Here is a 13850-nt window from a genome sequence, read left to right as displayed (position 1 = left end):
CGATCAGCCAAACAGCTGCGATCCGATGGCGCTGAAGCCGACGCCGATGATACCAGCGCCGATCAGCCGTGCCATCACCGGGGTCGGCGCTGCGGCCGTCTTCGGGTTGGTCAGCATCATGGCAAGGCTGGCGACGGCAAACTGGATGACGGCAAAGCCGATGAAATAGGCATAAAGCGGTGCCGGTTCAGCGCCGATGATGGATTCGCCATAGGCGTAGCCATGGAACAGCCCGGCAAAGGCAAAGAGCACAGCCCAGGCACCGGCCGGCAGCTCGGTTTCGCTGACGATCAAGCCGCCTGCGATGATCACCGACAGGGCGATGACGACTTCGGCCAGCGGCAGGTCAATGGCGGCCATATGTACGAGAACGCCGGCGATGGTGGCCAGCACGAAGGCGGCCGGCAGGACGAGGCTGCGGCCAACGAGACCGGCGGCGACACCGACGGCAAGGATGAAGGCGAGATGGTCGAAGCCGATGACCGGGTGACCGAGGCCCGACAGCAGGCCCTGCACGAAGGTCTGGGGCATCTGGCCGTCCATCATGTGATGGGCGCTGGCCGGGGAGACAAGCAGGAAAGCGGGAAGCAAGAGCGCCAGAGCCCATGCGCCAAAGCGGCGGGCTGCACGGAAATTCGTGTTCATTTTCAATACTCCAAACCGTCCACCCGACGGATCAAGGGTTATGTCGCGACAGGCCGGTCTCCTGGCTCGCGGGTCGCCGCCCGTGCCACGCCTTCCCGGACCTCAGTCCAGTGGCCGTGTGCGGCAGGGCTCGCCGCTGACAGTTGCGGGGGCAGCTGCGGATTTGGAGCCTCGAGTTGAGTCGCTCGCTACCGCATTCCCGTTTCATCCCCTGAGGCTTTGCCTGTTGGGGAACCTGACCTTGCTGTTCTAGACCTTTGGGCCGGACCCGACAAGGACGCCCTTTGGCGGGCGGGACCGGGAACCGGCACCGGACTGGCCAAAATCCGACATGCGTCGCCGGTATTGGCGGTTCGGAGGCCGAGGATTCGCCGGCAAAGGGCTCGAGCTGCGGCAGGGCGGGCCGTCCAAACATCTGATTTTCCGCAGATTTCCGGGCTTTTCCAGCCTGTGGAAAAGTTTCTTCAAGAAAGGGCTTGGCAAAGGGGGAGAGCGTTTGTTATACGCTCGCCACCGACAGCGACCCACACGGTCGCTCACCACGGCGCCCCGCCTCGGGGCAATGACGGTGATCCGCGATAGCTCAGTTGGTAGAGCGTTCGACTGTTAATCGAATGGTCGCAGGTTCGAGTCCTGCTCGCGGAGCCATCTTTCTTCCCCAGAAAGCCAGTCAGACAAAACAATGTCAATCCCGGACAATTGGCTGTCCAGGACCGGCATTGTGTGACATTTTTTCCGCTTCGCTCACCACACGCAACGGCGCCGCAGAGAATCGAACAGGACCGGGCACCCCCGAAGGGACGCCGCAGCCCTGAGCGGTCCTTTTTGTCGCGGTTTCGTCCTGATCAGACGCTCATGCCGCCATCGACCATCAGCATTGCGCCGGTGGTGAAGCTGCTGTCGTCGCTCGCAAGATAAAGCACCGAGCGCGCTACCTCCTCCGGCAGGCCATGGCGGCCGAGCGGGATGAGGGAGTTGAACATGGCCGTGCCATCAATCCCCAGCTCCCGGCTGAGACCGGCTTCGACCGCATGCTGGAACCCGTTGTCGAGGGGGCCGGGGTGGACGGAGTTGACCCGGATCCGGCGCGGAGCCAGTTCCTTGGCCAGACACCGCATCAGCCCGATCTGGGCATGCTTGGCGGTGATATAGGCATAGACGCCCGGATCGCCCCGGGTGGCGGCAACCGACGAGGTGATGATGAAGCTGCCACCGTCGCGCATCTTCGGCGTGGCGTATTTCGCGCCAAGGAATGCGCCAGTGACGTGAACCCGCTGGACGGATTCGAACACGTCCAGCGCATAGTCGGCGATCGGCCGGACCTCGCCGAAGTTGCCGGCATTGGAAAAGAAGATGTCGATGGGACCAAAAGCTGCAACTGCCGCGTCGATGTAGGCCTTCGTCGCCGCTTCCGAGCCGACGTCGGCGGCAACGGTCAGAACGTCGCCGGCCGGAAGGCTTGCCCGTGCGGTTTCAAGGGCCTCCTGCGAGAGGTCGACCAGAACCACTCGGGCTCCCTGCTCGAGGAACAGGCGAGCCGTTGCGAGCCCCAGACTGCCGGCGCCGCCTGTGATGACGGCGGTCTTCTGGTTCAGTTTCATTTTTCATTCTCCCGGGATGTTGGGGCAGTTGGGATCTTGGGGTGATGGATGGGGCGACGGGATTTGATGCAAACCTGCCTGAGGCTCTCCGCCTCCCCTGCCCAAGAGGGGACGAGGAGCGGAGAGGCCCAGACTGCTGACAATCCCTCTATGGTCATCCCGGACGCAGCGAAGCGGAGATCCGGGACCGGAGAGCCAAAGTCTCTCCGGGGTTAACTCATTGAAACATAGAGGCCTCGACTCTCCGGTCCCGGCTCGGCGCTCCGCTTGGCCGGGATGACTTCGGTGAAGTAGAGGTTTGTCATCAACCTCAGGCTCTCCGCCTCCCCTCCCCTTTTGCCAGTGCGTCAGAACGGGTAGTGGATCGGGCCGTCCTGGATGGTGATCCAGCGCAGTTCGGTGAACTCGGCAATGCCTGCCTTGCCGCCGAAGCGGCCGTAGCCGCTGTCCTTGACGCCGCCGAAGGGCATCTGCGCCTCGTCATGCACGGTCGGACCGTTGATGTGGCAGATGCCGGATTCGATGCGGCGGGCGACCTGCATGGCGCGGGTGATGTCGCGGCCGAACACGGCGGCCGAGAGGCCGTATTCCGTGTCATTGGCGATGCGCACGGCCTCGTCGATGCCGTCGACACGCACGACAACCGCGACGGGGCCGAAGCTTTCCTGGCCGTAGATGTGCATGGTCGGATTGACCCGGTCGAGCAGCGTCGCCTCCATCACCGCGCCCTGCACGCCGCCGCCGGCGGCCAGCACAGCGCCCTTAGCGGTGGCGTCCTTGATCAGGTCCTGGATGCGCCGCGCCGCATGGGCATCGACCACCGCGCCGAGCGGGGTCTTGCCCTCGCGCGGATCGCCGGCCTTGAGCGAACGGGCCTTGGCCGTCAGCTTGGCGATGAAAGCATCGGCGACCTTTTCATCAACAATGATGCGTTCGGTCGACATGCAGATCTGGCCCTGGTTCATGTAGGCGCCGAAGGCCGCCGCATCGACGGCGGCGTCGAGGTCGGCGTCGTCGAGCACCAGGAACGGCGCCTTGCCACCCAGCTCCAGCAGGGCCGGCTTGAGGTTGCGGCCGCACATTTCCGCGATGATCCGGCCGACACGGGTCGAGCCGGTGAAGTTGACCCGGCGCACCGCCGGATGGGCGATGAGGGCCTCGACGATCTGCGGCGCGTCGTCCGGCGCATTGGAAATGGCGTTGAGCACGCCATGCGGAATGCCGCCGGCCTGCAGCGCGTCGATGATCAGGCGATGGGTGCGCGGGCAGATTTCCGAGGTCTTCATGACGACGGTGTTGCCGCAGGCGAGCGGCGTCGCCAGCGAGCGGACGCCAAGGATGACCGGCGCGTTCCACGGCGCCATCGAGAGCACCACGCCGACCGGCTGGCGCATGGCCATGGCCATGCTGCCCGGGCGGTTGGACGGGATGATCTCGCCGGCGATCTGCGTCGTCAGGGATGCGGCCTCGCGCAGCATTTCGGAGGCAAGATAGACGTTGAACCGGGCCCAGCCTTCGGTGGCGCCGATCTCGTCGGCCATCGAGCGGACGAAATCGTCCGCCCGGGCGGAAAGCGCGTCGGCGGCGGCCAGCAGGATCTTGCGGCGCGGACCGGGCCCCATCTGGGACCAGGCCGGGAAGGCGGCAGCGGCGGCGTCGCAGGCAAGCTGCGCATCCTCGATGGTCGCCGCTGCGACACGGGTGGCGACGTCGCCGGTGATCGGGTTGCGCCGCTCGAAAGTCCGGCCGTCGGAGGACTGGGTGTCGTCCGCGCCGATCAGAAGTCCAAGAGCATCCATGGTTTTGTCCTTGAGGTCAGTGCATGTCATGGGAAGTATCAGAGCCGGGGCACCGGTGATATCGGCCCCCGGCAGACGGGTCAGTGAGTGAGGCCGAGGAAGGCGCGCTGGACCGCCGGATCGGCCTTGAGATCGGCAGCCGATCCCTCGCCAACCAGCCGGCCGACCTCCATCAGGTAGCCCCGCGAGGCGAGCGCCAGCGACAGGCTGACGTTCTGTTCCACGAGCAGGACGGAGACGCCGGCATCGCGCACGCGGCCAAGGGCCTGGAACAGCTCGCCGACGACAACCGGAGCAAGGCCAAGGCTTGGCTCGTCCAGCATCAGGAGATCCGGGTTGGACATCAGCGCCCGGCCGATGGCGACCATCTGCTGCTCGCCGCCGGACATGGTGCCGACCTGCTGGGCCCGCCGTTCGGCAAGCTTCGGGAACAGGTCAAAGATGAAGTCACGCTGACGCGCCTCCCCTGCCCGCGCCCGCCGGGCATAGGCCCCAAGCCGCAGGTTCTCCTCCACGGTAAGATCGGCAAAGACGCCGCGCCCTTCCGGCACCAGCGCGATGCCGGCCTCCAGCACCTTGTGCGCGGCAAGGCCGGCAATCGGGCGGCTGCCGAGCTGCAGCGACAGGCCGGCATCCGGCCGGACCAGCCCGGCGATGGCCTTGAGCAGGCTGGACTTGCCCGCGCCGTTGGCACCCAGGATGACGACGGTCTCGCCGCGATCGACACGGATCGAGACATTGTCGAGCGCCAGGTGCTTGCCATAGCGCAGGCTCAGGCCGTCAAGCGACAGCAGCATGGGGCTCTCCCAGGTAAGCGCGGACAACCTCGGGGTCGCGCAGGACATCGGCGGTCGGGCCATCGGCCAGCTTTGACCCGGCATTCATCACCACCGCACGCGGACACAATGCGCGCACGGCGTCCATCACGTGCTCGACCAGCAGGATCGTGATGCCGCGGGCATTGAGCTTGGCAATCAGGTCAATGCCGATGCGCAGTTCCGACGGGTTGAGACCGGCGAGCCATTCATCAAGGAGCAGCAGCTTCGGCCGGGACGCCAGGGCGCGCGCCAGTTCCATGCGTTTCTGGTCGATGTAGGTGAGGTCCGTTGCCTTTTCCCCGCCCCGGCCTTCCAGCCCCACCGCAGCCAGGAGGTCTGCGGCCTCGATCCTTGCCTCCTGCTCGGAGGTGTGACCGGCGCGGAACAGGATGGCGGCGAGGATGTTTTCGGACACCGTCAGCGACGGCAGCACCCGCACCAGCTGGAACGTGCGGGCCACGCCGGCGTGGGCGATGCGATGCGCCGGCAAGCCGGACAGGCGCTTGCCCTGCAGCGTGATGGAGCCACCAGACACCGGCAACAGGCCGGAGATCATGTTGAGCACCGTGGTCTTTCCCGACCCGTTGGGACCGAGCAGGGCCACGACCTCGCCTTGGGCAAGCTCAAAGGAGACGTGGTTGACGGCGGTGAGGCCACCGAAGCGCTTGGAGAGATCGGAGATTTCCAGGAATGCCATCACTTGGCCTCCCCTTCTGCGAGCCGGCCCTTGCCGTGTTCCGGTGCCGTGCCGGCTGCCTGACGGGAGCGCTCGGACTTCATCCGGGCTGTCAGGCCTTCGAGGAAGTCGAGCACGCCGCGCGGCAGCACGAAGACGATGGCCATGAACAGGAGGCCGAGGATGATGGAATAGTGGTCCGGGAAGTTGGCCGAGAGCCACTCGAACAGCAGGAACAACGGCACCGCACCGACAGCAGGCCCCCAGAGCCGGGTCGCCCCGCCCAGAAGCGCCATGATCAGCGTCAGGAACGAGATGGTCGGATTGAAGACGATGGTCGGCTCAATATAGGTCCAGCGCGGGGCCTGGATCGCACCCACCAGCGTGATGATGACGGAGCTGAGGGCAAAGAGCGCCAGCTTCACCCGCGCAGTCGGCAGGCCGCAGTGCTCGGCCACCACCTCGTCATCGCCAATCATCTTGAGGGCGAGACCCAGACGGCTGCGCTGGATCAGGTAGCCGATGCCGAAGGTGACGGCGCAGAGCACCAGCAGCTGCCAGTAGACCACTTCCGGACCATAGGAGACGAACAGGTAGCGCCCCAGCGTGCCGGTGATGTTGACCTCGTACCAGGTGACGAGCTGGCGGATCAGCTCGGCAAGACCGAAGGTGAAGATGACGAAATAGACGCCAGCGAGCCGCAGGGTGGCAAGGCCGACCAGAAGCGAAACGCCAAGGCCGATGAGCGCGGCAAGCCCCAGCACCACGAGTGGCGGGAAGCTCTCGTAGAAGACGGAAACCGTATAGGCACCAATGCCGAAGAAGGCGACCGTTGCCAATGACACGAAGCGCGTCGGCCCCGAGAACAGCGCCCATGCGCTGGCGAGCGTGACATAGCCGATGAGGCCGATCATCAGGCCGATGCCATAGGTGCCGAGATACAGCGGCGCTGCGGCGAGGCCCGCGAAGGCGATGGCGGCAGCGGCAAGTCCAAGGATGGTCTTCATCTGACGGCCCGCCCGAAAAGTCCCTGCGGCCGCCAAAGCAGCACGGCCAGGAAGATGGCATAGGTTGCCGCGAGCGTCAGGCCCGGGTCGGCGTAGGTGGAGACGAGGGTTTCGACGAGCCCCAGGATCAGGCCGGCGGCAAGCGCGCCGACGAGGTTGCCGACCCCGCCCATGATGACGACGATCAGCGCCTTCATGGTGAAGACGACGCCGCCGGTGGCCGTAAAGGTCTGGTACATCGAGATGACCACGCCCGCGGACGCGGCAAGCCCGCCGCCCAGCGCGAAGGCAAAGGCCGCTGCCCGGTTGATGTCGATGCCGACCAGCTGGGCCGACTGCGGCGAAACGGCCACCGCGCGCAGGGCCGTGCCCCAGCGGGTACGGGTGAGCAGCAGATAGAGGGTGATGCCGAGACCCAGCGCAAGGATCAGCGCGATCAGCCGGTTGGCGGCAATGGTCGCCCCCAGCACGTTCACCGGTTCGTTGAGGAACGTGTAGCTGGTGTAATTGCTGCCGAAGAGCACGAGCAGGATGCCCTGAACGACGAACAGAAGGCCGAAGGTGGTAAGGATGGAATCCACTTCCAGGACGCCGCGATTGGGGGCGCGGGCGACCAGCGGGGCGAGAATGACCGTGTAGACGGCATAGCCGAGCAGGAAGCCGCCTGGCACGGCAATGAGCAGGCCAAGGATCGGATTGATGCCGGCAGCGCCCTGCAGGACGAAGGCGGCGAAGGCGGCGGTGATGATCATGTCACCATAGGCAAGGTTCATGATGCGGGCGATGCCGTATTGCAAGGTGAGGCCCATCGCGGCGAGCGCGTAGGTTCCCCCCAGAACAAGGCCCGCGATAAGGGCTGTCATCAGGGTCATGAGATCTCCGGAGCCCGGGAACGGGCATCTCGATGGTCTGCTGGTCGGGCGTTTAGGTGCGTTAAGGCGAGAGCGACGGGCCGGGCTGCGGACCGGCGTAAGGGTCCGCAGCCCGGTGGTCAGGGCTTACTGCCAGGCCTTCTTCGGCAGCACGGGCTTGGAGGCACCCGGACGGTCTGCCGGCTCAACGCCGACGAGGTTGCCATCCTGCCACTGGCCAAGCAGCCAGAGCTGGCGCAGCTGGTTGTTTTCAAGCTTGGTCTCGCCCAGCACGGTGTCGAAGGTGCCGGTGGACAGTTCCTTGGCAACCGCCTCCCGGTCGAGGCCGACGCGCTTGATGGAATCGGCCAGCATCTGCAGCGATGCGTAGGTGATCACGCTGCCCCACAGGTCCGGATACTCGCCGTTCAGCGCCTTATGACGCTCCCGGTAGGCCATGTTGCGCTCGTTCTTGATGTCGATGCCGCCGAGGGTCATGATCCCGTCCGCCTTGGGGCCGAGGTTGCGGCCATAGGTCGGGAACCCGGCGCCGACGCCCAGATACAGCACCTTCGGGTTGAAGGCCTGGACCTGCGACTGCTGGGTCAGGGCAAAGGTGTCCGGCGGATAGGAGAAGGCGACGAAGGTATCGGCACCGGAGCTGGCCGCTTCCTTCAGCAGGGTGGTGAAGTCCTGGGTGCCGACCGGATAGGTGCGGTCCATCACCACCTCTAGGCCGGCTTCCTTCATGGCCGGGCGGGCCGCGTTGACCAGATCGATGCCGAACCCGTCAGCAACCGAGATCATCGCGACCTTCGAGTTGATCACCCCGGCTTCGGTCTGGGCCGCTGCCATCTTGGCGAGTGCACCGGCATAGTCACGGCCGCCGCCGAGGAACCAGTAGCTCTTTGGCCAGCGCTTGACGAAATCCGGCGCCTTGTCGGTCACGGACGACACGGCGAGCTGCGGATAGCCGTAGCGGTCGAACAGTGGCGCGACGGCGAGGTTGAAGCCCGTGCCCCAGGGCGGCAGGATGAAGTCGACCTTGTCCTGGCCAGCCAGACGCTCGACCGCGCGCACGACTTCCTCGGCGCTGGAGCGGTCCGTCATACTCGACAACCTCGACCGGCAGCTTCGTGCCATCGGGCAGCTCGAGGCCGCCGTTGGCCGCAACATCGGCGAGCCAGAGCTTGTAGTTCGGGATCGTCGTCATGGCCGCGCCGCCGGCATTGGCACCGGTCTTGGAGACCGCGTAGCCGATCTTGATCGACTTGCGCTCCTCAGCCGCAGCGTCTGCGGCAGACAGAGCAAATGTGGCAAGGCTCGCGGCCGCGAGCACGGCAAATGTCGACAGGCGCAGCCTGTCCTTCAAGCTTTTCATGTCTTTCCTCCCAAGGCTCCGCGCTTGTTCCTCCCACGCGGACAGAGCAGAGGGCACGCCTTGAGCCTGCCATCTGATCCCTGGGGCTTAAGATGGGGCCGCTTAACATGTGAAAAAATGGACATATTGAAAAAGAAATTGTACTTTTGGTCGGTTTCCGGGGGCGCGACCACGTAGCAACGCGTAGGCGCGTCCCGTCGATGAACGGTCCCTGCGATGCCCCTGTCTGACAGTCTGCCGAGGAACACAGCCGGTACCCTGCTGGCGGAAAGCTATCCGCAGCCAATCGAGGTGCTGCCGGACACGGAAGCAACCGTGATCCGCACCGCGTTGTCGCCGATGGGCTGGACCTTGCGTGGCTTACGCAACCGCGCGTTCGTGCTGGTGGCCGGAAGCGGGCAGCTCGACATCGGCGCCGCCACAATGCCGATGACCGGCCCCTGTGCCCTGTGGCTGCCGGCGGGTCGCAAGGCCCGGCTGACGCTGAACCCCGGTTCGCGCGGGGCGGCGCTGATCGTGTCGGAACTGGCGCTGGGCCGTGCGGTGCCCTCCGGTCCGGTGGGACGGCAGGTGAAGGAGGCGCTGTTTCATCCGATCATCGGCGGCCGCCTGACCCCGGCGCAGGCGCAGGATCTCAGCCGCGCCATCGAACAGGTGGGCGTTGAACTGAAAAGCAGCCTGCCCGGTGCGCAGGAGGCGGCCCGGCACCACCTCGTTCTGGCGCTGATGAGCTTCTGGCGCATTTCCAGTCCGGTGCCGCAGAAGGTGCAGGCCGCGCCGCGCGCCATCGTCCGCAACTTCCTGCATCTGATGGAGCTGCACCTGCGCGATCACTGGACCGTGGCGGACTATGCCGACTTCCTGTCGGTGTCGCGGGCCCGGCTGACCAGCGCGGTCAAGCGGGTGACCGGCCGGACGCCGCTGGCCCTGATGCACGAGCGGCTGGTGATCGAGGCCGAGACACTGCTGGCCGATTCCAACCTGCAGGTCAGCGAGATTGCCGAGACGCTGGGTTTCAAGGATGCGGGCTATTTCAACCGTTTCTTCAAGCGCGAGACCGGCCGTCCGCCCGGCCGCGTCCGCCAGGCAGACAGCCGTGATGCCAAACGGCATCCGAACTTCGCGGAATGGCCATGACGCGAAGGCGTGCAAAACTGGAAAAGTTTTGCCACCTTACTGCACGTCAGACGGGTGAACCAACGTTGCCCCGAACCGGGCCCTGCGAGACAGTCGGGCCTGACAATTGCAACCGGTTTCAAATTCGGCTGTCACCGTAACGCGAAACGCCTCAGACTTAAGGTGGCGAAACGGGCGGAAAGCCGCTTCCTGCCCGCCAAGTGAAGGCGCCGACGAAGGATTCGCCGGTTGGTTCATACTTTCGAATTCTGAACAGCGCGCCATCAGCCTCTGGCCGTCCATCGCGGGAGTTTTTCCACTCACGAATAGCGAGCTCGTCAGACGACGTAACCTTAAATTTTTCATACCTAACAATCTGGAAGTAATTTCCCGGTCGAACTTGGTATGTGCTCTTCAAGGTACTTGAATCTGTCTCATCGAGGCGAACCGTATTTTTTATTGTGTACTCTTGACCATTCACATCAATTGTTTTCATGCCCGCATTTGTCTTTGCATCCGCCTTCTCAAAAAGCGGTATTCCACCGCTAACAGCTACCTCGACAGAGAAATTCGCCTCTCTCGTATGGATGCTATCCAGCTTCTTCTGACTTTCCACCATGCGCGACTGCAACACCGTGCGGGATGCGGTCACCTCTTGGACAACGTTGTCTTCCGTTCTGTTCAAGAATGGTTCTGACGAGTACACAGCCCTCCACTCAAAATGCTCTTTTTGCCATGTCAATTTGCGCGTGACTGTTGGCGCATCGGGTTGAACCCCGAACTGCGCGGAAGCAACATGTCCGGCATTGTCGACTTCAATATATTGCAAGGACGGCTTGCTACCGAAATGCCTGACAAAGCTCTTCTCAGTCGCGTCACCTTGTTTTTCCGATATGAGGCCATGGACTTGAGCATCGCGAATGTAAGGGACGGCATCCTTAGCGGACAAGACGTCTATGTCATACCGGTATGGCGGAGGAGACTGCAGAACGGCAACGCTCTGCGCCCTCAACCTGACCTTCTCTCCATCCTTGATCACTTCGGCAAGAACGTTCAGGTCATTCTCGGCACGTTCAATTGTCGCTGGATCGTCAAACGTCACCGACACTGCCTTGAGGACTGCCCCCATATCGCCCTGATATTCCACCCCGGTCGCATTTGCGACCACTGCGGCAATATGCTCGAAAAGCTCCTCCAAGACGGCATCATCGCCTTCAGGACTCCCCACAACCTCATCGCGGACAATAATACTCTGTTCCGCATCGTCATAGACGGCATTTACATGGGCCGGCAATTGATAACGAGAGACACCTCCCGACTTCGCCCCCAGTGTTGAACCCACTTCAACAGCCACGTCATCCAGACCAGCGGAAGCCATCTGAACCAGTCCCGCCACGGTGCTACGATCTACACGCCCGTTCAATGGCTGCGCGAGACGATCAACGACCGCATCAAACAACTGCGGTTGTTTGAACGCCGCATGGATACGTTCAATCCCACCGGAGGCTTGAGCTGCCCCTTGCTTCGAGACCGAGACCACACTGGCGGCGCCGAATTCAGAGGCAATTGCTCCGGCCGTGCCACCCGCCGCTTTGCTGCTCTGGACCTCCTCAGTCTTGAGCCCGTTTACCGCCCCCAATTTCGAATAGGCGTTGCCTTTGATCTGCATGAATGCGCGCCCCCCTCAACTGACCGCCTCCCTGCACTAGTAAAGCAACGATTCGATTAAATTGACAATATGTTCAAAATGATATAACGTTACGTTTGCGCATGCTTTGGTATAGAGCGCGCGTGAGTTGTAAAACAAGGAAAGTGAACCGTGAGAATTAATCTTCGTCAGATCGTGCTGGTGACGGCATCGTTTTTCTTGCTGAACACGGCCTCTTTGGCTGCGTTTGCCCATGCTCCGATTTCCCATGACGAGGTAGTGCAAACTGAAAGAAAATGGGCGGACGGAATAGTTGACATAGGGAGGCAATTCCTGTCAGGAGGCGATTTTCGGACGGTTGCAGCCGACTTGATCGACAACCTCTATGGCTACAGCGAAGGGACAGTTCTGTTCAAGCCGACCAAAGCGTCCGAAGATCAGTTCCGTGAAACTGCGGATCAAGCGTTAAGCTACTTTGTAGGCGGCGACAACCCTGAGGATGCAGGGTTTGCGATACAACCATGGTCATCGGTCCGCTTTGAGAACAATGGGATATTCATCGATTCGGACAGCGCAACAGCTATGGGTAACTATTACTTCACTGACGCCAAAACAGGAAAAGAAGTCAAAGTCGAATTCACCATGCAGTTCAGACGTGCCGATGATGGGCATTTGAAAATTGTAACCCATCACTCCTCACTCCCCTATCAGCGAAACCACTGATGTCATGGGCAGCGTCCTCTCCACGGGCCAACCAAATGCAAGTGTTAGCATTCGCATTGTCGCAGGCTCATAAGTGCGGGAGGGCGACAGCCCGATAAATCGCCGGCGTGGCGGCTGGCAGTGAGTGTCGTCGTGCCGCCGCGCCTATGGGTTCTTGCCCGGCCCTGTCAGTGTGTCCTTGGCATACAATGCCATGACGCGCGACCGCATCGCATCTTTGCCCTTGATCGAGCGCAATACGTGCTTTGCAACTTGCAAGCTCATCGAGCGTTGACATCGCCCACAAACACCTATCAATGGTTGTTGTTCGCAAGAGAGGATCCAAAGAAGTGCATAATTTCACGTTCCAGAATCCGACACGTATCGTCTTCGGGGAAGGCCGTATCGGCGAAGTTGGAGGCCTAGTGCCGCCTGATTCGAAAGTTCTGCTTATCTATGGTGGGGGCAGCGCTGAAAAAACCGGCGTTCTCAATCAAGTGCGTAGAGCGCTTGCCGACTTCCATGTCGTGGAGTTTGGTGGGATTGAGCCCAACCCACGCTATGCGACAGCAATGAAAGCTGTTGAGGTGATTGCACAAGAAGGGATTGATTTTCTTCTAGCTGTCGGCGGCGGTTCGGTCATCGACGCAACAAAATTTATCGCCGCGGCTACGAATCATCATGGCGACCGTTGGGAGATATTGACTTCAAGGGGAGCAGTCGTAAAGAGCGCATTGCCCTTTGGGACCATTCTGACTTTGCCTGCAACAGGTTCGGAGATGAACTCGGGAGCAGTAATCACGCACGAGGAAAACGGCGCAAAATTGCCTTTTCTCAGTCCGCACTGTTATCCCTTATTTTCAGTGCTTGATCCAACAGTGACGTATACGCTCCCGCCCCGTCAGATTGCCAACGGTGTTGCTGACGCCTTTGTCCACGTTATTGAGCAGTATCTGACCTATCCGGTAGGTGCCCGCGTTCAAGATGGCTTTGCTGAAAGCCTGATGCGAATTTTGATTGATCTTGGACCGATTGCCCTCGATAGACCTACTGACTACGAAGTCCGTGCCAACCTGATGTGGACTGCTACGCTCGCACTTAACGGGTTGATTGGGGCAGGAGTTCCGCATGATTGGGCCAGTCATATGATTGCGCATGAGATAACTGCCCTGAACGATACTGACCACGCCCGCACTTTGGCCGTGGTTTTGCCAGCATTGCTTGACGATCAACGAGGCCCCAAACGTGAGAAGCTGTTACAATATGCTACGAATGTCTGGGGAATATCTGGCGGTACCGAAGAGGCCCGGATAGATGCCGTCATTAACGCGACACGCAATTTTTTTGAGACGCTCGGGATCAAAACCCGCCTCTCCGACTACGGTATCTATGGAGAGGGAATAGAACACATCGTCGCTGCTTTACAGCGCCACGGAATGACTGAACTCGGTGAACACAGAGCACTCACACCTGCTGATGCCCGCCGGATACTTGAGCGAGCTCAATAGAAAAGCCTTAAACCGCTTTAGATTACAGCTTGCAGAGGTCTTTGGGAGGCTTTGAAAACACGGCTGCCCCCCTCGTTTCCGAAGGGGGCAGTCTGGAT

11 protein-coding genes, 1 tRNA gene, 1 pseudogene and 1 riboswitch are annotated in these 13850 nt (G+C 62.0%); of the genes and pseudogenes, 4 read left to right on the top strand and 9 right to left on the bottom strand.

What is annotated here, in order from left to right:
• Positions 1 to 3 precede the first annotated feature (3 nt).
• Entirely contained in the window at positions 4 to 645 is a 642-nt protein-coding gene (locus OVA12_RS23645) for a HupE/UreJ family protein (protein WP_268141354.1), read from the bottom strand.
• Between the two features lie 34 nt (positions 646 to 679).
• Positions 680 to 899: riboswitch (cobalamin riboswitch) on the bottom strand.
• Positions 900 to 1217: 318 nt separating this feature from the next.
• Here OVA12_RS23645 and OVA12_RS23640 point away from each other — a divergent pair.
• Positions 1218 to 1293: transfer RNA gene (locus OVA12_RS23640), tRNA-Asn, on the top strand.
• A 197-nt stretch (positions 1294 to 1490) separates the two neighbouring features.
• On the opposite strand, the gene OVA12_RS23635 is transcribed toward OVA12_RS23640, so the two are convergent.
• The 7 genes and pseudogenes from OVA12_RS23635 to OVA12_RS23605 all read right to left on the bottom strand — a co-directional run bounded on the left by OVA12_RS23635 (position 1491) and on the right by OVA12_RS23605 (position 8778).
• Positions 1491 to 2246, bottom strand: coding sequence for an SDR family NAD(P)-dependent oxidoreductase (locus OVA12_RS23635; RefSeq protein WP_268141352.1), 756 nt, complete (start codon positions 2244 to 2246; stop codon positions 1491 to 1493).
• A 347-nt stretch (positions 2247 to 2593) separates the two neighbouring features.
• On the bottom strand, positions 2594 to 4045 hold the full coding sequence (locus OVA12_RS23630) for an aldehyde dehydrogenase (RefSeq protein WP_106752450.1): 1452 nt from the start codon (positions 4043 to 4045) through the stop codon (positions 2594 to 2596).
• Between the two features lie 80 nt (positions 4046 to 4125).
• Positions 4126 to 4839 carry an ABC transporter ATP-binding protein gene (locus tag OVA12_RS23625; RefSeq protein WP_268141513.1) on the bottom strand — a complete coding sequence of 238 codons (714 nt, stop codon included), beginning with the start codon at positions 4837 to 4839 and terminating at the stop codon, positions 4126 to 4128.
• On the bottom strand, positions 4826 to 5563 hold the full coding sequence (locus tag OVA12_RS23620) for an ABC transporter ATP-binding protein (protein ID WP_268141349.1): 738 nt from the start codon (positions 5561 to 5563) through the stop codon (positions 4826 to 4828). Before OVA12_RS23620 ends, OVA12_RS23625 begins: the two co-directional genes overlap by 14 nt.
• The gene (locus tag OVA12_RS23615) at positions 5560 to 6546 is read right to left on the bottom strand and encodes a branched-chain amino acid ABC transporter permease (protein WP_268141347.1); all 987 of its coding nucleotides are present in this window, start codon (positions 6544 to 6546) and stop codon (positions 5560 to 5562) included. The genes OVA12_RS23620 and OVA12_RS23615 overlap by 4 nt, the downstream gene beginning before the upstream one ends.
• Entirely contained in the window at positions 6543 to 7418 is an 876-nt protein-coding gene (locus OVA12_RS23610) for a branched-chain amino acid ABC transporter permease (RefSeq protein ID WP_106752383.1), read from the bottom strand. Before OVA12_RS23610 ends, OVA12_RS23615 begins: the two co-directional genes overlap by 4 nt.
• Positions 7419 to 7544: 126 nt before the next feature.
• Positions 7545 to 8778 (bottom strand): annotated as a pseudogene (locus tag OVA12_RS23605) (amino acid ABC transporter substrate-binding protein).
• Between the two features lie 216 nt (positions 8779 to 8994).
• On the opposite strand from OVA12_RS23605, the gene OVA12_RS23600 reads away from it, so the two are divergent.
• The gene (locus OVA12_RS23600; RefSeq protein WP_268141345.1) at positions 8995 to 9915 is read left to right on the top strand and encodes a helix-turn-helix transcriptional regulator; all 921 of its coding nucleotides are present in this window, start codon (positions 8995 to 8997) and stop codon (positions 9913 to 9915) included.
• Between the two features lie 157 nt (positions 9916 to 10072).
• Here OVA12_RS23600 and OVA12_RS23595 read toward each other — a convergent pair whose 3' ends face one another.
• Positions 10073 to 11563, bottom strand: coding sequence for a hypothetical protein (locus OVA12_RS23595; RefSeq protein ID WP_268141343.1), 1491 nt, complete (start codon positions 11561 to 11563; stop codon positions 10073 to 10075).
• Positions 11564 to 11713: 150 nt separating this feature from the next.
• Here OVA12_RS23595 and OVA12_RS23590 point away from each other — a divergent pair, with 150 nt between their 5' ends.
• A complete protein-coding gene (locus OVA12_RS23590; RefSeq protein WP_268141341.1) occupies positions 11714 to 12265 on the top strand; it encodes a phosphoribosyl-AMP cyclohydrolase in 552 nt (183 codons plus the stop codon).
• 296 nt (positions 12266 to 12561) lie between these two features.
• On the top strand, positions 12562 to 13752 hold the full coding sequence (locus OVA12_RS23585; RefSeq protein ID WP_268141339.1) for an iron-containing alcohol dehydrogenase: 1191 nt from the start codon (positions 12562 to 12564) through the stop codon (positions 13750 to 13752).
• Positions 13753 to 13850 lie beyond the last annotated feature (98 nt).

The sequence above is a fragment of the Pannonibacter sp. SL95 genome (genome assembly GCF_026672425.1).
Taxonomy (GTDB): Bacteria; Pseudomonadota; Alphaproteobacteria; order Rhizobiales; family Stappiaceae; genus Pannonibacter.
Note: the sequence above shows the minus strand (reverse complement) of the source record. Positions and strands in the feature narration are given on the sequence as shown.